Source organism: Saccharothrix sp. NPDC042600, from assembly GCF_040647305.1.
Lineage (GTDB): Bacteria > Actinomycetota > Actinomycetes > Mycobacteriales > Pseudonocardiaceae > Actinosynnema > Actinosynnema mutabilis.
Map to the genome: position 1 here is coordinate 20,447 of NZ_JBEZBW010000041.1, position 16,763 is coordinate 37,209.

General features: G+C 72.2%; 16 protein-coding genes. 8 read left to right on the forward strand and 8 right to left on the reverse strand.

Translation table 11 applies throughout. The features are described from left to right. Positions 1-3: 3 nt before the first annotated feature. Together AB0A74_RS23525 and AB0A74_RS23530 are read right to left on the reverse strand one after the other, a co-directional pair. Complete coding sequence (locus AB0A74_RS23525) at positions 4-180, reverse strand: hypothetical protein (RefSeq protein ID WP_343931631.1); 177 nt, start codon at positions 178-180, stop codon at positions 4-6. 182 nt (positions 181-362) lie between these two features. Then, positions 363-1,247, reverse strand: coding sequence for an NAD-dependent protein deacetylase (locus tag AB0A74_RS23530; RefSeq protein WP_358252505.1), 885 nt, complete (start codon positions 1,245-1,247; stop codon positions 363-365). Positions 1,248-1,300: 53 nt separating this feature from the next. Between AB0A74_RS23530 and AB0A74_RS23535 the strand changes: the two genes are divergently transcribed. Next, entirely contained in the window at positions 1,301-1,912 is a 612-nt protein-coding gene (locus tag AB0A74_RS23535; protein ID WP_358252507.1) for a hypothetical protein, read from the forward strand. Positions 1,913-1,933: 21 nt separating this feature from the next. On the opposite strand, the gene AB0A74_RS23540 is transcribed toward AB0A74_RS23535, so the two are convergent. Both AB0A74_RS23540 and cysS read right to left on the reverse strand, forming a co-directional pair. Beyond that, positions 1,934-2,494, reverse strand: coding sequence for a superoxide dismutase (locus AB0A74_RS23540; RefSeq protein WP_358252509.1), 561 nt, complete (start codon positions 2,492-2,494; stop codon positions 1,934-1,936). 126 nt (positions 2,495-2,620) lie between these two features. Further along, positions 2,621-3,991 (reverse strand): cysteine--tRNA ligase, encoded by a 1,371-nt coding sequence (gene cysS, locus AB0A74_RS23545; protein ID WP_358252510.1) that lies wholly within the window; start codon positions 3,989-3,991, stop codon positions 2,621-2,623. Between the two features lie 243 nt (positions 3,992-4,234). Here cysS and AB0A74_RS23550 point away from each other — a divergent pair, with 243 nt between their 5' ends. Together AB0A74_RS23550 and AB0A74_RS23555 are read left to right on the forward strand one after the other, a co-directional pair. After that, positions 4,235-6,568: an immune inhibitor A domain-containing protein gene (locus tag AB0A74_RS23550; protein WP_358252512.1), complete on the forward strand. Its 2,334-nt coding sequence runs from the start codon at positions 4,235-4,237 to the stop codon at positions 6,566-6,568. Between the two features lie 65 nt (positions 6,569-6,633). Further along, entirely contained in the window at positions 6,634-7,209 is a 576-nt protein-coding gene (locus AB0A74_RS23555; protein WP_358252513.1) for a hypothetical protein, read from the forward strand. A gap of 772 nt (positions 7,210-7,981) precedes the next feature. On the opposite strand, the gene AB0A74_RS23560 is transcribed toward AB0A74_RS23555, so the two are convergent. From AB0A74_RS23560 to AB0A74_RS23570, 3 genes are all read right to left on the reverse strand, one after another. After that, a complete protein-coding gene (locus tag AB0A74_RS23560; protein WP_358252515.1) occupies positions 7,982-8,158 on the reverse strand; it encodes a hypothetical protein in 177 nt (58 codons plus the stop codon). Between the two features lie 66 nt (positions 8,159-8,224). Beyond that, entirely contained in the window at positions 8,225-8,839 is a 615-nt protein-coding gene (locus tag AB0A74_RS23565; RefSeq protein WP_358252517.1) for a cysteine hydrolase, read from the reverse strand. 82 nt (positions 8,840-8,921) lie between these two features. After that, positions 8,922-9,842: an SDR family NAD(P)-dependent oxidoreductase gene (locus tag AB0A74_RS23570; protein ID WP_358252519.1), complete on the reverse strand. Its 921-nt coding sequence runs from the start codon at positions 9,840-9,842 to the stop codon at positions 8,922-8,924. Positions 9,843-9,945: 103 nt separating this feature from the next. Here AB0A74_RS23570 and AB0A74_RS23575 point away from each other — a divergent pair, with 103 nt between their 5' ends. Further along, entirely contained in the window at positions 9,946-10,524 is a 579-nt protein-coding gene (locus tag AB0A74_RS23575) for a helix-turn-helix domain-containing protein (RefSeq protein ID WP_358252521.1), read from the forward strand. Here AB0A74_RS23575 and AB0A74_RS23580 read toward each other — a convergent pair. After that, the gene (locus AB0A74_RS23580; protein WP_358252523.1) at positions 10,488-11,015 is read right to left on the reverse strand and encodes a winged helix-turn-helix domain-containing protein; all 528 of its coding nucleotides are present in this window, start codon (positions 11,013-11,015) and stop codon (positions 10,488-10,490) included. The genes AB0A74_RS23575 and AB0A74_RS23580 overlap by 37 nt on opposite strands. 91 nt (positions 11,016-11,106) lie before the next feature. Here AB0A74_RS23580 and AB0A74_RS23585 point away from each other — a divergent pair, with 91 nt between their 5' ends. The 4 genes from AB0A74_RS23585 (at position 11,107) to AB0A74_RS23600 (ending at position 16,763) form a co-directional block, all read left to right on the forward strand. After that, on the forward strand, positions 11,107-12,450 hold the full coding sequence (locus tag AB0A74_RS23585; RefSeq protein WP_358252524.1) for a M20/M25/M40 family metallo-hydrolase: 1,344 nt from the start codon (positions 11,107-11,109) through the stop codon (positions 12,448-12,450). Next, the gene (locus tag AB0A74_RS23590) at positions 12,447-14,204 is read left to right on the forward strand and encodes an alpha/beta fold hydrolase (protein ID WP_358252526.1); all 1,758 of its coding nucleotides are present in this window, start codon (positions 12,447-12,449) and stop codon (positions 14,202-14,204) included. The genes AB0A74_RS23585 and AB0A74_RS23590 overlap by 4 nt, the downstream gene beginning before the upstream one ends. A gap of 84 nt (positions 14,205-14,288) precedes the next feature. Next, on the forward strand, positions 14,289-14,987 hold the full coding sequence (locus AB0A74_RS23595) for a hypothetical protein (protein ID WP_358252528.1): 699 nt from the start codon (positions 14,289-14,291) through the stop codon (positions 14,985-14,987). A 126-nt stretch (positions 14,988-15,113) separates the two neighbouring features. After that, on the forward strand, positions 15,114-16,763 hold the full coding sequence (locus AB0A74_RS23600; RefSeq protein WP_358252530.1) for a heme peroxidase family protein: 1,650 nt from the start codon (positions 15,114-15,116) through the stop codon (positions 16,761-16,763).

Sequence of the window (16,763 nt, forward strand, 5' to 3'; positions counted from 1 at the left end):
GGGTCACCGGGCGGGGCGCAGCTCGCGGCCGGCGGCGGTGAGGTGCTCCCAGGTCCGGCCGCGCTGGCTGGGCGGGGCGGAGCCGTCCGCGGTGCGCATCGGGTACACCAGCCCGAACGGCACGGGCTGGTCGAACTCGTCACCGCTGCGGATGTCGATCAGATCCCGGACGTGCGCCATCACGACCTCCTCACGGGGTGGGGTGGCCCCGCCGCGGTGGAGGGGCCGACTCGGTGGATGTCCGTCAATTACCCGTTTCCGCGCGATGACAAGCGGGTTTCCGTTGCTGCATCAGGGTGATGTCACGTGCCGGTGCGCTGATCACAGCACCGGTGGCGGGATCGCCTGCGCCACAACGACGTTCAGCTCCGCCGGCAACGCAGGATCCGGCACAGGTCGGTCAGGGCACCACCCAGCGGCAGGTCCACCCTGACGGTCGCGTGCACGTCGCCGCGCGTGCGGCCCTGGTTGACGATCACCACCGGCTTGCCGGCCTTCGCCGCGTGCCGCACGAACCGCAACCCGGACATGACCGTCAGGGACGAGCCGAGCACCAGCAGGGACCGGGCGGCGTCGACCAGGCCGAAGCACTCGTCCACGCGCTGCTTGGGCACGTTCTCGCCGAAGAACACCACGTCCGGCTTGAGCACGCCGCCGCAGTCCGCGCACGGGACGACCTCGAAGCCCGCCACGTCCTCGGCGGCCAGGTCCACGTCGCCGTCGGGGTTGATCCGGGTGGCGGTGGCCTGGAAGTCGGGGTTGGCCGCGCGCAGGCGGCGGTCCAGCTCCTCGCGGGGCGAGACGCGCCGGCAGTCCAGGCACAGGACGCGGTCGAGGTTGCCGTGCAGCTCCACGGCGTCGTGGGTGCCCGCCGCGTGGTGCAGGCCGTCGACGTTCTGGGTGATGACGCCGGACACGAACCCCGCGTCGCACAGCTCGGTGACGGCCCGGTGGCCGGCGTTGGGGTGGGCGCGGGCGATGGTGCGCCAGCCGAGGTGGCTGCGCGCCCAGTACCGCCGCCGCCCGTCGGGGCTGCCGACGAACTCCTCGTAGGTCATCGGCGTGTGCTTGCGCAGGCTGCCGGACGCGCCCCGGTAGTCGGGGATGCCGGATTCGGTGGACAGCCCGGCGCCGCTGAGCACCAGCACGCCACCCCCGGCGACGACGGGGACGACCTCGTCCAGGCTCGTGGTGCGCGGCAGCGGCGCACCGGTGTCCGTCCAGGTCAACGTGGGCCGCGTACGCACGCGTTCCAGCTTACGTGCGTAACGCGACACCCACCGGAAACGATCAAGCGGGCATGACCGGCGCAGTGCCCAGGCCCGACGGCGAGCCCGACCCGCCGCCGCACGTCGCCAACCACGTCGGCAACGTCCACGGCCCGTCCGTCCAGGCCGGGTACGTGACCGGCGGCATCCACTTCCACGCGCCCCCGCCGGCGGCGCCGGCGCCGCGGCCGGTGCGCGACCGGCGCCTGGCGCGGGCGTGGCTGGTCGTCGTCCTGCTGGTCTTCCTGGTGGCCGGGTTCGGCTCGTACCTGCTGAACGTGTCGGTCGGCCACGGTTCCCTCACCGCGAACCTCGCCGCGGACGGGGTGCTGCTCGCGGTGGCGGTGGGCGTCCTGGCGTCGCGGTGGCGGCTCGTGGCGCGCGACCTGTCGTTCGCGGGCTACGCCGGTCGGGTCCTCGCGCGGTGCGTGCCGCGCTGCGTGGCCATGACGTCCACGCCGGTGCTCGCCATCGTCGCCGTGGTGCTCGGCGCGCTCCTGGTGGCCTCGGTGTTCACGCCCGTGACCGGCCACGAGTACACCGCCGCGCAGGGCCGCAACGGCGTGCTGCTGTTCCTGGCGGGCCTGGCGGTCCCGGTGGTCCGCACGCTGGTCGTCCGCGCGCGGATCCACCGTCGGCGGTGACGCCGCGGGCGGCGGCCCGCCTCAGAACTTGACCGTCGCGCAGCCCACGCGCGGGCCGGCGGTGCCCGCCTTGCCCGGTTCCGTCGCGGTCTTCTGCGCGTGGATCACGACCGAGCCGGCGCGGCGGTCGGTGAACTGCCACGGCACGGTCGTCTTGACCACGGCGTGGCCGCGCTCGTCGGTGGTGAAGTCAAGCCAGATCTCGTTGGTGGGGTTGGCGTAGTTCGGGTCCACCGACGGCTGGTTCGGGTCCACCACGTGCTGGTGGTGCGCGCCGGAGTCGGCCGGGGCCGGGCCGCACGGCTTCTGGTGCGCGTGCGAGCCGTAGGTGCGGTTCGGCACGAGCCCGTAGACGCTGAGCAGGACCTTCGTCGAGTCGCGCTTCGGCGTGGCGACCACGAGCACCTTGGCGCCCGGCGCGATCAACGCCGTGTCGTAGGTGAACGCCTTCGTGGCCACGTCGGGGGTCTCGAACCGGGCGAGCGTCACCGCGACGCCGCCACCGCCGCCGGAGTCCTCGGCCGTCGCGGTCCCGGCGGTGACCATGAGAGCCGCGCCGATGAGAGGGAGGAGACGCTTCACAGCCCGATGCCTTTCCGGATGGGTCGGCGACCGATTTCCTACCCGGCGCACGCTAGCAGAGCGTTCTCCCTACGAAAGTCGCACAAATGCGGATCGTCGGGAGAAACACCCCACCCTCCCGCGAAATCACCCGTTGTGGTACCACCACCGGGTTCCGTCGGCGGTGTCCTCGATGGCGATCCCGCGCTCGCGCAACGCGTCGCGGATCTTGTCCGCCGCGGCGAACTCGCGCGCCGCCCGCAACTCGCGCCGCCGCGCCAGCTCCGCCTCCACGTACGCGTCCTCGTGGGACGCCTCCAGGTCGAACGCGTCGAACAGGCCGTCCACCTCGCGCAGGAACTCCAGCGCGGCCGGCCCCGGCGGCTCACCGGTGCGGTTGCGCTCCCGCACCCACTCGAACAGCACCGTCACCGCCGCGGGGGTGTCCAGGTCGTCGTCCAGGTGCCCGAAGAACCGCTCCCGCGTCCGCGCCACCAGCTCCAGCGCTTCCGGCGACTCGGTGTGGCGCGGGTCCGCCAGCCGCGCGAAGTTCTCCACCCGCCGCCGGGCGGCGCGGGCGTGCGCCAGCGTCACGTCGTTGAACTCCATGGACGACCGGTAGTGCTGGCTGAGGAACGCGTAGCGCAGCGTCCGGAAGTCGGCCAGCTCCAGCGCCTGGCGGATGGTGAGGAAGTTGCCCGCGCTCTTGGCCATCTTCGCGCCGTCCACCCGCAGCAACCCGGCGTGCATCCAGTACCGGACCAGCGGGACCTTGCCCGAGGCCGCCTCCTGCTGCGCGATCTCCGCCTCGTGGTGCGGGAAGATCAGGTCCACCGCCCCGCCGTGCAGGTCGTACTGCGGGCCGAACACGGCCTCGGTGATCGCGGTGTCCTCGATGTGCCAGCCGGGCCGGCCCGGCCCCAGCGGCGTGTCCCAGTACGGCTCGCCGGGCTTGCGCGCCTTCCACAGCGCGAAGTCGCCCGGGTTGCGCTTGCCGGCGTGCTCGTCGATGCGGGCGACGGAGTCCTCCGCCTCGACGTGCGTGCGGCCGGACAGCTTGCCGTAGGCGGGGAACGTGGACAGGTCGAAGTACCAGCCGTCGTCGAGCCGGTAGGCGTGGCCGCGGTCGATCAGCGCCTGGACCTGGGCGACGATGTCGTCGATGTGGTCGTGGGCGCGCTCGTAGGTGTCGACGGACGTGTTGCGCAGCGCCGCCATGTCCTCCAGGTACCGCGCCTCGAACCGCGCCGACAGCTCGCGCGGCGCGACGCCCAGTTCCGCCGCCCGCTTGATGATCTTGTCATCGACGTCGGTGATGTTCTGCGCGTAGGTGACCCGGTAGCCGCGCTTCTTGAGGTACCGCGCGACGAAGTCGAAATGCGTGTAGGTCTTGGCGTGGCCGATGTGGCTGAAATCGTAGACCGTGGGGCCGCAGACGAACATCCGCACTTCGCCGGGCGTCATCGGTTCGAACGGTTCCACGCGTTTGGTGAGCGTGTTGAAAAGGCGAACGGACACCGCAGGATCTCCTCGGGTGTGGGGAATCGGTGTTTCAGGGATTCACCGACGCCCGACACTCGGCCACGACCCGACGCACGGCGTCGTCGGCGGAACCGAAGATGACCCACACACAGCGGAGTGTAGCAGCAACCCACGCTGCGTGATCACCTTTGGTTCGGCCCGAACCCGACTTCCGGCCGTGCCACGCGCCGGAGGACTGCGGCAACGTCACCGCACGCAACCCCCGAGTGAGGAGGACTCGTGCGAAGACTCTTAGCCGGCGCCGCCACGCTGGCCCTGCTGACCGCAGGTCTGACCCCGGCCGCCGTCGCCCAGGCCGCCCCGGAGGCCGGCGCCGAGCAGCCGCCGCAGGTCACCGACGAACTGCCGCACCCGCTGGAGGACAAGCGGCGGGCCCTGAAGCGGGAGGCGCTGGCCAAGGTGCTGACCGGCGAGGCGACCGCCGAGCAGCGCGACGGCAGCCGGGTCGTCCGGCTCGGCGGCAGGAACGGCAAGGTGGACCAGTACGTCGAGCTGGAGCGCCAGAAGACCGACAAGGTCTTCGTCGTGCTCGCCGAGTTCGGCGACGAGCGGCACCCGCAGTACCCCGACCAGGACACCGCGCCCGCCACGCCCGGCCCGCGGCGCTTCGACGGTCCGGCGCACAACGCGATCCCCGAGCCCGACCGCTCGGTGGACAACACCACCATCTGGCACCCGGACTTCAGCCGCGCCTACTTCGAGGACCTGTACTTCGCCACCGAGCCCGGCGCGAACTCGGTCGCCAACTACTTCGACAAGCAGTCCTCCGGCCGCTACACCGTCGAGGGCACCGTCACCGACTGGGTCGAGGTCCGCTACAACGAGGCCCGTTACGGCCGGTCCAACGGCTACCCGTGCGGCGGCAACGTCTGCAACAACTCCTACGACCTGGTCCGCGACGCCGTCGCCCGGTGGTTCGAAGACCAGCGGGCCGCCGGCCGCTCGACCGACGACATCCGCGCCCAGCTCGCCGAGTACGACACCTGGGACCGCTACGACTTCGACGCCGACGGCGAGTTCTCCGAGCCCGACGGCTACCTCGACCACTTCCAGGTCGTGCACGCGGGCGGCGACCAGGCCGACGGCGACCCGTGGCAGGGCGAGGACGCCATCTGGAGCCACCGCGGCTACGCGTTCAAGAACTACAACTCCGGGCCGGGCGGCAACAAGCTGGGCGGCGCGCCCATCGGCGACACGGGCCTGTGGGTCGGCGACTACACGATGCAGCCGGAGAACGGCGGCGTGAGCGTGTTCGCCCACGAGTACGGCCACGACCTGGGCCTGCCCGACCACTACGACACCAGCGGCGGCGGCACCAACGGCGTCAACTGGTGGTCGCTGATGGGCCAGACCCGCGTCGGCGTCGGCGACGAGCCGCCCGGCACCCGCGCCAACGAGCTGTCCGCGTGGGACAAGCTCCAGCTCGGCTGGCTGGACTACGAGGTCGCCGTCGCCGGCCAGGAGCGGGTGTTCGACCTCGGCCCGCACGAGTACAACAGCGCCAAGGCCCAGGGCCTGGTGGTCGTGCTGCCGGACGTGTCCAAGACCTTCGACTACGGTGACCCGTTCGCGGGCTCGAAGATGTGGTGGAGCGACAAGGGCAACGACCTCGACCACTCGATGACCCGGCCGCTGGACCTGACCGGGAAGTCCACCGCGGAGCTGACCCTCAAGGCGCGCTTCGACATCGAGGAGGACTTCGACTACCTCTACGTCGAGGCCGCCAACGCCGACGGCAGCTGGACCCAGCTCGACGGCACCGTGGACGGCAGGCCGTTCGTCCGCGACTCCGGCGACGCGCCCTCGATCAGCGGCACGTCCGGTGGCCGCTGGGTGGACGTCCGGGTCCCGCTGACCGCGTACGCGGGCCAGAACACCAAGCTGCGCTTCGCCTACCGCACCGACGGTGGGCTTGCGCTGCAAGGGTTCTTCGCCGACGCCGTCACGGTGACCGCGGACGGCGCGCCGGTGCTGGAGGACGGGGCCGAAACCGGTTCCGGCTGGGCGCTCAAGGGCTTCCGGGCCACGGCGGGCACCGAGACCAAGGCGTTCGACCAGTTCTACATCGCCTCGCACCGCACCTACGAGTCCTACGGCGCGTACAACCGGACCGGGCCGTACCGGTACAGCTTCCCGGACAAGCCGGACTGGGTGGAGCACTTCCCCTACCAGGACGGCCTGCTGGTGTCGTTGTGGGACACGAGCTTCCTGGACAACAACACGAGCGAGCACCCCGGTGAGGGCCTGATCCTGCCGATCGACGCCAACCCCGCGCCGATCTACCACCTCGAAGGGCGGCCGTGGGCGCCGACGGTCGCGGGCTACGACGCGCCGTTCGGGTTGCAGAAGTCGGACTCGTTCACCCTGCACATCAACGGCAAGGCGTCCTATGTGCGCGGTCAGCCGGCGCGGCCGGTGTTCGACGACACCAAGCGGTTCTGGTACCCGGAGACGCCCACGACGGGCGTGAAACTGCCGGCCGTGGGCGTCGGTCTACGGGTGTTGACGCAATCCGGGACGTCGATGAAGGTGAAACTGTTCCGCACCAAGTAGGCGCGAGCGCCGGACGTGATCAATTCAGTGTCACGTCCGGCGCCCGTCCGGCGATGTAGACGGACATGGTGAGATCACGTGGCACCGCCGCCGCCCTCGTCGCCGTGCTGTCCCTGACCGGCTGCGCGCAGCAGCCGGCCCCGGCCGGTCCCGCCCCGTCGACCACCCGCGCGCCGGAACCGCTGCGGGTCAGCCTGTGCGACGCGCCCGGCGACCTCGCGGCGTGGATGCGCGCCGACGGCCTGCCCGTCGCCGAGGCCCGCTGCACCGCCGAACCGGCCGACGCCCGCCCGCTGCGCGCGTACGGCAAGTGGTCCTTCCCGCCGTCCGGGCGCGGCACGCCGCACGTGGAGGCCGTGGAGATCGCGGTGTTCGCCGACCGCGGCCCGGACGGCGGCAGCGCGTTCGACGACCTGCGGGCCGCCTACCCGCCGCACGAGCAGCGCACCGTGGCGGGGCACTACGCGAAGGTCGCCCACGGCCGCGGCCGGACCCTGATCAACCTGCCCGAGCTGCCCGAGCCGCTGGACATCACCATCACCACGACGATGACCGGCGCGACCGACGCCGAGCACGCCCGCATCCGCGCCGGCCACCTGCGCGCGTTGGAACAACTCGTGGCCACCGTCGCGCGGACCTGAAACAGTTTTCCGCGTTGTGCGGGAAACCGCCGCCGGCGTGCGGAATAGCCGCCGGGGGTCAGGCGAATTCACCGGGAATCGGCGGCGCGCGATAGCCCGCGGGCCCGTCGCGCGCCGCCCGCGGAGGGCTGCGGGACCGCGAACGCGGGCGGTCGCGCCTCCCCCTCGGATTCCCGCATCCACCGCGGCCGGCGGCGGCATGGGGCCGTCACCCACCCTGGCGGCGTCCGCTCGGCCGATCCCCGGCGGCGTTCGGGCGATCCTCCGCACGTCCGCCCGGTCCCACCGACGGGCCTCCCCGCCGGGTCAGGGCCCCGGGGCGCACGGCCATCTGCGGCCGCGTGGAATATTTTTGTTCCGCCTATCACTTTCCACAATTTAGGCAACCCTGGCGCGGATACGTGCCCAATCAGAACGGCCGACCTGACCGAGTGCGCACACCAACGCCCAATTCACCCGTTCAGCCGCTTCCGACATTGGTGCCGCGCCGAATACGGTCCTGTCCGGACCGCCGACCGGGACAGCGCGCGGTCACTCCGGGGGACGGGGGCAGGGAATCAGCCGGATCTTCAAATGAAGTTCCCACGTGGCATGCTTCGCGCCTTCTCCCGTCTCGGGCAATCGCAGGCTTCGCGTCAGGCGAGGTCCCCCAGTCCCGCTTGACGCCTGCGGAGGCCGGGGAGTCCGTCCACGGGGCTCCCCGGCCCTCATACCCCGGTGGCCGGACGAACCGTGGAACGGCCGGTGCGGTCCGGTGTGGACAGCCCGGTCCTCAAGCCGCGCGCGGCGGGCGGGCGACGCGGACCCGGGGTCCGCGCACCCGCCCGCGCCGCACGCGGGGGTGGTCGGCCGCACAGCCGGCGAGCAGCGCGCCCGACACCAGGACCAACGTCTCACCGCCGTGGACTGCGCATGCGCAGACCAGGACGGTCCATAGCAGCAGCCTCATGAAGCAAGGCTAGGGACCCGCGTCACACCCGTCGAAGGATTTGAGGGAAGCTTAGGGTTTCGACCCTCACCGCAGGGCCGCGGCGACTTCCTCGGCCGTCGCGGTCACCGAGAACATCGGGTAGTCGAACTTGATCGCGTTCTCGTGCTCCTCCGCCGACGTCGCGGCGACGCAGTCGGTGACGGTGACGACCTTGTACCCGTTCTCGTAGCCGGTGCGCATCGTCGACTCGACGCAGCAGTTGGTGAGGAACCCACCGAGGACGATCGTGTCGATGCCCTTGCTGCGCAGGATGAAGTCGAGGTTGGTGCTGGCGAACGTGTCCAGCCCGCGCTTGCCCTCGACCACGATGTCACCCGGCTGGGGCGCGAGGTCGTCCACGATGGCCGCGCCCCACGTGCCCTTCACGAACGCCTTGCCGTCCACGACGCCCTTGAGGATGCCGTACGGGTGTCGTGAGATCTCGTGGTAGCCCTCGGCGAACGTGATCGGCGCGTGCATCACGGTCGCGCCCGCCGCACGGGCGGCTTCGACCAGGGCGACGGTCTTGGGCAGCATGCCGGTGTCGTCCATGACCGGGCTGACGGCGTCGTGCAGCACGCCGCCCTGGCTGGTGAAGTCGTTCTGGTACTCGATCAGCACCACGGCGGTCTTGGCGGGGTCGAGCGTCAGGTCGGTCATCGGGACTCCCTGTGTCGGCGGCACGGCCGTAGCCGATTCAACGACCGCCGCGACACTGCGGCAATGCGGCCAACGGGTGGCGTCAGACCGTCTCCTCCGACACCTTCCACAGCCGGGTCGCCGCCTCGGGGTCCAGCGCGTAGTCCGCGACCCCGCCGCGCAGCCCGCCCCGGTTGGGCAGCGCCTCGGCGCAGTCCTCGAAGTACCGGCCGGTCACGCCCTCGACCAGCGGCGAGCCGGCGAGCAGCACCGACGTGGCCGCGCCCTGCTCGACGGTCTTGAACCGGTGGCCGGGCACCGACGCCGCCAGCCGCGCCAGCTCGTCCGGGTCCACGTGCCGCTGGAGGTTGGTCGGGATGCTGCCGGGCATGAGGGCGTTGACGGTGATCCCGTCGGCCGCCCACCGCCGTGCGGCCTCCACGGCGAACAGGATGTTCGCGGTCTTGGACTGGCCGTAGGCGGGCCACGGCTCGTACGGGCGGTCGTGGAAGTGGATGTCCTCGAACACCACCGGGGACATGAGGTGGGCGCTGGAGCTGACCACGACGACCCGCGCGCCCTCGGCGGCCAGCGCCCGGTGCAGGCCGGTGGTGAGGGTGAAGTGGCCCAGGTGGTTGGTGGCGAACTGGAGTTCCCAGCCCCGCGGCGTGCGGGTCTCCGGGGTGGCCATGACGCCTGCGTTGTCGACGAGGATGTGCAGCGGACCGTCCCAGTCGGCGGCGAACGCGGCGACGGAGGCCTGGTCGGCCAGGTCGAGCGGGGCGACGTGCACCGGTCGGCCGGTGGCGTTCCCGATCCCGGCGGCGGTGCGCCGGCCGGCCTCGATGTCGCGCACGGCGATGGTGACCTCCGCGCCGGCGCCGGCCAGCACGCGGGCGGTCTCGACGCCGATGCCGGACGCGCCGCCGGTGACGACGGCCCGCTTGCCGGTCAGGTCCACGCCCGCGAGCACCTCGGCGGCGGTGGAGTCGAAGGTGAACGGGGTGGTGATCCGGTCGGACATGGGGTCTCCCTGTAGGCTTCAAGCGGAGGAGCCTCCGCTAATCCGACAGTAACCGGAGGACCCTCCGGTTAGCACTGTGCCCTGCACCACACGAGGAGCCGCCGTGGCCGCCCCACGCCCCCTGCGCGCCGACGCCCAGCGCAACCGCGACAAGCTGATCGCGGTCGCGCTGGAGGCGTTCTCCGCCGACGGCGACGTGGCGCTGGAGACCGTCGCCAAGCGGGCCGGGGTCGGCATCGGCACGCTCTACCGCCACTTCCCCACCCGGGAAGCGCTGGTCGAGGCCGTCTACCGCAGCGAGTTGGCGAAGCTGTGCGACTCGGTGCCGGCGTTGCTCGCCGAACTGCCGCCGGAGCGGGCCATGCGGGCGTGGATGGACCGGTTCGTCGAGTACATGGGCACCAAGCAGGGCATGGGCGACGCGCTCAAGGCCGTCATCGCGTCCGGGGCCGACCCGTTCGCGGAGAGCCGGCGGTTGCTGCTGGACGCGGTGGCCACGCTGCTCGACGCGGTCGGCGGGCTCAGCGGGCACGTGCGGCCGATGGACGTGCTCGGCACGCTCGGCGGCGTCGCCCTGGCCGCGGTCGAACTGGCCGACCGCGAGCAGGCGGACCGGATGCTGGACCTGGTGCTGGACGGCCTGCGCTACCGGTCCGGCCGGGCCACCAGCGACCAGAGGTAGCTCAGCGGCTCGCCGTCGGGCTCGTCGCGCCCGACGAACTCGGTGATCAGCTCGACCAGGCGTTCGCGCAGCTCGGCCTGGGACCGCTCGCCCAGCCGCAGGACGCCGCGCCGCACGTCCCGGTTCGCGTCCGGGCCGGCCTCGATGATCTCCGCCCGGTGCGCGCCCAGCATGGCCAGGTCCACCTGCTGCACCAGGCCGTCGCCGTCGTCCACCAGCCCCAGCCGCCAGGTGCGGCCGGTCGCGCGGTAGGGGCGTTCCAGCGCGCCTTTCGCACCCGTGCGCACCGGTTCGGCGACCAGGAACCCGGTCCCGACCAGGGCGCGGACGTGCCGCAGCACGGTCGCGGGCGCCACTTCGAGGCGTTCGGCCAGCTCCTGGTTGGTCCACGCCCGGTCGAAGCAGAGTCGGAGGATGCGCCACCGCAGGGGGTGCGCCAGCGCTTTCAACTCCTCGACGGACGCGGTGCGCGGGGGCTGGTCGGCGGGCACGCGTCGAAGGTTAGCCGAGCGGACCTTGCCGCGCGCGCCAGTGATTTGGTTCACTGCCATCGATTGCACTTCCTGAAATCGGAGGGGTGGCATGGAGTTGGCGCGGCGGGTCGGCGAGTGGGTGCGCGAGCGGGAGCCGGACCTGGTGGCCGAGCTGGCCGCGTGGGTCGCGCAGCCCAGCGTGAGCCGCACCGGCGAGGGCATGTCCGGCGCGGCGGCGCACGGCGTGGAGCTGTTGCGCCGCGCCGGGTTGACCGCGCGGGTGGTGGAGACCGGCGGCTGGCCCGCGCTGGTGGGCACCGCGCCGGGACCGCCGGGCGCGCCGCACGTGCTGGTCTACGGCCACTACGACGTCCAACCCGCCGGACCGCTGCACGAGTGGGTGACGCCGCCGTTCCAGCCGGATGTCCGCGACGGCCGCATGTACGGGCGCGGGACGGGCGACAACAAGGGTCAGCACCTCGCCCAACTGCTCGGGCTGCGCGCGTTGCGGGAACTGGGCGGGCTGCCGTGCCGGGTCACCGTGCTGCTGGACGGCGAGGAGGAGATCGGCAGTCCCAACCTCGCGAAAGCGTTGCGGCAGATCGAGAAGCCGGATCTCGTGGTGTGGAGTGACGGGCCGGTGCACGAGTCGGGGCGGGCGGCGGTCGTCCTCGGGGTGCGCGGGGTGCTGGCGTTCGAGCTGCGGGCGCGCGGCGCGTCGGGCGTGCTGCACTCGGGGAACTGGGGCGGGGTCGCGCCGAACCCGGCCTGGCGGCTGGTGCACGCGCTGGGCACCATGCGTTCGCCGGACGGCCGGGTGCTGATCGAGGGCTTCGCCGACGCCGTGGAGGGGTTGAGCCCCGGCGAGCGGGCGGCGTTGGCCGCGCTGCCGGTGGACGTGCCGCAGGTGCTCGCGGAGATCGGCGTGACCGCCGTGGAACCGCCCGCCGACCTCGGGTTCTACGAGCGCCTGACCGGACCGACCTTCACCGTCAACTCGCTGACCTGCGAGGACGGCGGCGAGCACCGGACGGTCATCCCGAACGTGGCGGTCGCGAAGTGCGACATGCGGCTGGTCGGCGGGCAGCGGGTGGCGCAGGTGTCCGCCGCGATCCGGGCGCATCTGGCCCGGCACGCGCCGGACGTCGAGTTCGTGCCGGGCGCGGCGATGGAGCCGTCCCGGACGCTGCCCGAGACGCCGTGGACCGACGCGGTCCTGCGGGGCGCGCGGGAGGGCCTGGGCGAGGAGCCGCTGCTGGTGCCCGCGCTGGGCGGGAGCCTGCCGATCGCCGCGTTCACCGACGAGCTGGGCGTGCCGTGCTACGGCGTGCCGCTGGCCAACGTGGACGAGCGCAACCACGCGCCCAACGAGAACCTGGTGCTGGACTGGTTCCGGCGCGGGATCGTGGCGGCGGCGACCGTGCAGCACGCGATCGCGGAGGTGGGGCGGTGAGCCTGACCGACTTCGAGTGGGTGTTCGGCGCGGAACCGGGGCCGGACGGGCGGATCGCGTGGCTCGGCGACGCCACCGGCAAGGTCCAGCCGTACGTGGACGGGCGGCACGTGCCGGTGCCGGGGACCGTGCGGCGGTGCTCGTGGCACCCGTCCGGCACGAAGGTGGTGGTGCTGGTCGATCCGGACGGCGGCGAGGCGCACCGGCTGGCCCAAGTGGACCTGGCGAGCGGCGAAATCGACTGGCTGGTCGCCGAGGAGGGCGTGCGCTGTGAGGTCGGTGTGCCTTACGCGACGGGCGGAAACCCTTACAGCGCCGACGGGAAGCTGCTGGCGTACGCGAGCAACGCCCGTGACCCCGAGGTGTTCGACGTGCTGGTGCGCGACGAGCGCGGGTCGCGCACCGTGCTGCGCGGCGACGACCGGTACCTCCCGATGGGCTTCTCCCCCGACTCGCGGCTGTTGCTGGTGCTGAAGTTCCACCAGAACGCCGACCACGAGCTGTTCGTGGTGGACCTGGCCGACGACTCCGCGCGGCGGATCACCGACTTCCCCGGTCCGGCGAAGTACGTGCCGGTGGGGTGGCTGCCGGACTCGTCGGGGATCGTCGTGTGCACCACGCAGGGCCGCGACCACTTGGGGCTGGCGACGCTGTCCCTGGCCGGGGAGCTGACCTGGATCGACACGCCGGAGTCCAGTGTGGAGGGCGGCGCGATCTCCGGCTCGCGCCTGGCGTGGGGCCGCAACGAGCACGGCTGGACCCGGCTGTTCTGGTCCGACGGCGCGGAGACCCGCCCGGTGGAAGGACTTCCGGAGGGGCTCGCGGTGTGCGAGTTCGGCTACGACGGCCACGTGCTGCGGTTCACCCCGGACGGCAGGTTGCTGGTGCAGTTGGCCCGCCCGGACGCGGCCACCGAGCTGTACCTGGCCGACCTCGACGCCGGGACCGCCGAGCGCGTCACCGACTTCGGCCGGGGTCTGCCCGCCCTGGTCGCCCCGACCGTCGTGCACGCGACGAGCCGTGACGGCCTGCGCATCCCCTGCCTGCTCTACAAACCCGTCGGCGCGACGAACGCCCCGGTCGTGCTGTCCGTGCACGGCGGACCCGAGTCGCAGGCGTACCCGTCCTTCGACCCGCTGGTGCAGGCGTTGCTGGCCGACGGGATCGGCGTGCTCGCGCCGAACTTCCGCGGCTCCTCCGGCTACGGCCTGGCCTTCCAGCGGAAGGTGTACGGCGACTGGGGCGGCGGCGACCTGGAGGACCTGGCGGCCGCCGCGGCGCTGCTCGCGGACGTGGAGTGGGCCGACGAGACCCGGCTGGGCGTGCACGGCGCGTCCTACGGCGGGTTCGCCGCGCTGTCGTGCGCCGCGCGGCTGCCGGACCTGTGGAAGGCGGCGGTCAGCGAGTGCGGGACGTCGGACCTGTTGACCGACATCGAGAACTGCCCGCCGACGTGGCGCCGGCGCACCAAGGAGTGGATCGGCGACCCGGACGACCCGGCGCAGTTGGCGAGCTTGGTGGAGCGCAGCCCGATCACGCACGCCGAACGCGTGCGGGCGCCCGTGCTCATGCTGCACGGCGAGAACGACACGCGCGTCAACCCGGAGGAGTCCGAGCGGATGTACGCGCGGCTCAAGGAGTTGGGCAAGCCCGTGCGGCTGGAGCTGCACCCGGGTGTCGGGCACGAGGTGTACCGCGAGGGCCTGGCCGACACGATCGACCTGATCGTGGACTGGTTCCGCACGCACCTGTGACCGATGTCGGCCCGTGGTCCCACGCCGGGGGTGGGACCACGGGCCGATCCGCGCGGACCCCGTCGCGCGGCACCGTTTCGGGCCATGAACACCTTTCCCGGACGTTGGGTCGGCGGCACGGCCCTGGTGCTCGGCCCGGTGCTGCTGCTGACCGGCACGCTGCTGCGCTCGCCGTTCCACTTCTTCTTCCCCGACCAGCTCCGGGCGATGGCCGAGCACCCCGGCCTGATGACCGCCGCCTACACGACCTTCGCCGCGGGCAACGTCGTGCTGGGTCTCGCGGTGGTGGCGCTGGCGCAGCGGGTGGCGCGGGTCCGGCCCGCCCTGGCCGCGTGGGCGGGCACGTTCGTGGTGCTCGGCCTGTTCGAGCGGACGTTCCACGCGGGCGTCGACCAGGCCGCGCAGAGCCTGGTGCGGCGGCGCGGCCCCGAGTTCGCGACCGAGCTGGTCGGCGCTTCGTACGGCGACCCGCACCTGTTCAGCTACCTGTCCTTCACGATCATGTTCGGCTGGTACCTGCTGGCCTTCGCCACCTACCGGTCGGGTGAACTCGGCATCGCCCGATCGGTGTGCCTGGCCACCGCCGGTCTGCTGCCGCTGGGCGTGCTCAAGGGCACCGAGGTCGTGTCGATCGTCGGCGCGGTCGGGCTGTGCGTGGCGCTGGTGCCGCTCGGCGTGCGCGTGCTGCGCGACGGTCCGCGCCCCAACCGGACCGCGACGCTCGTCACGGTGGGCGCGTTGCCGCTGGTCGGAGCGCTCGCGTTCGCGAGCACGTTGGGCTGAACACCCGATACGCGCAAGTCCGGTGTATCCACCGAACGGCGGTCGACACTTGTGTTGGTGAAGGCAGCGCGCAGGGGGTGCGGTGCCTGAGCCCGGTGATCCCGGGCGAACGGGGGAGACAAATCAATGAAACATCACGGGAGTGACAGCTTCTTCGTGGTCGGCGAGGGCGTGCTGGAGTTCAGTGGGGCTGGGGAGCCCACTGCCCGGCGGCCCCTCACGGTCGAGGAGCTGCGCCGGTTCCGGTTCTCGCGACTGGGGCCGGAGGGGGTCCAGCTGGACGAGGCCACGCGTACCGCCTTGGCGACCGCGATGACCGCCGACGTCCCGCAGCCCGATTCGGAGAACCCCGCCATCCCGGCCGGGTTCACCTACCTGGGTCAGTTCGTCGACCACGACCTGACCATGGACCGCACCGAGTCCCAGCTGGGCGGGGACGTCAACCTGGACGACCTGGTCCAGGGCCGCTCGCCCGCGCTGGACCTCGACTCGGTCTACGGCCGGGGTCCCCTCGACCCCGCCGACCGCCGGTTCTACGCCGACGACCAGGTCAAGCTCAAGATGGGCAAGACCTCCGCCACCGACTTCCCGGACGACCGGACCAAGGTGGAGCTGGAGGGCTTCGACCTGCCCCGGGCCGGGTCCGGGGCGACCGGCGCGGAGCGGCGCCGTCCGCTGATCCCGGACGAGCGCAACGACGAGAACCTGGTGATCGCCCAGACGCACCTGGCGTTCATCCGGTTCCACAACCGGGTCGTGGACGAGCTGGCGCTGACCGGCCTGAGCGGGCAGCGGCTGTTCCGCCAGGCCCGCGCCCAGGTCGTGCGGCACTACCAGTGGATGCTGCGCCACGACCACCTGCCGCGCATCGTCGACCCGGCGATCGTGGACGACGTGTTCACCAACGGCCGCCGCTTCTTCGAGGCGCCCGGCCGCGGGTACATCGGGGCGATGCAGCCGCCGACCATGCCGCTGGAGTTCTCGGTGGCGGCGTACCGGCTCGGGCACAGCCAGATCCGGGCCGCGTACGAGTGGAACCGCGTGTTCAACAGCGGCGGGCCGGGTCCGGTCGCGTCGCTGCTGCTGCTGTTCACCTTCACCGGGACCAGCGGCAACTTCCGGCCGGGCACCGACCTCGACGACCCGACGGTCGCCGGGGTGGACACGCTGCCCACCAACTGGATCGCGGACTTCCGCAGGCTGTACGACTTCACCGAGGCGGGCCGGCCCGACCTGGCGCCGACCGGCACCGGCGGCAACGTGACCAAGAAGATCGACACGTTGCTGGTCGACCCGCTGACCCGGTTGCCGGCGGGCACGTTCGACGGGCGGGGGACTCAGTTCCCGCCGATCCACCGCAACCTGGCGTTCCGCAACCTGACGCGGGCCATGATGGTCAAGCTCGCGACCGGGCAACAGATCGCCGAGCTGTTCGGGGTGGCGCCGCTGACCGCGGAGCAGATCCTGAACGGCAGCGGTGGCGTCACGCTGGACTCGCTGACCGAGGAGCAGAAGGCGGCGGTCGTGGCGAACACGCCGCTGTGGTTCTACATCCTGCGGGAGGCGGAGTTCGGCAACGGCCTGCTCGGGCCGGTCGGCGGCCGGATCGTCGCGGAGGTGTTCCACCGGGCGATGGAGGGTTCGCGGACCTCGATCGTGCGGGAGCCGTCGTGGCGGCCGGTGTTCGGGCCGGACTCGAACACCTTCCGGATGACCGACCTGCTGCTGTTCGCCTTCGAGGGCAAGGCCGACCTGCTCAACCCGTTGGGCGACTGA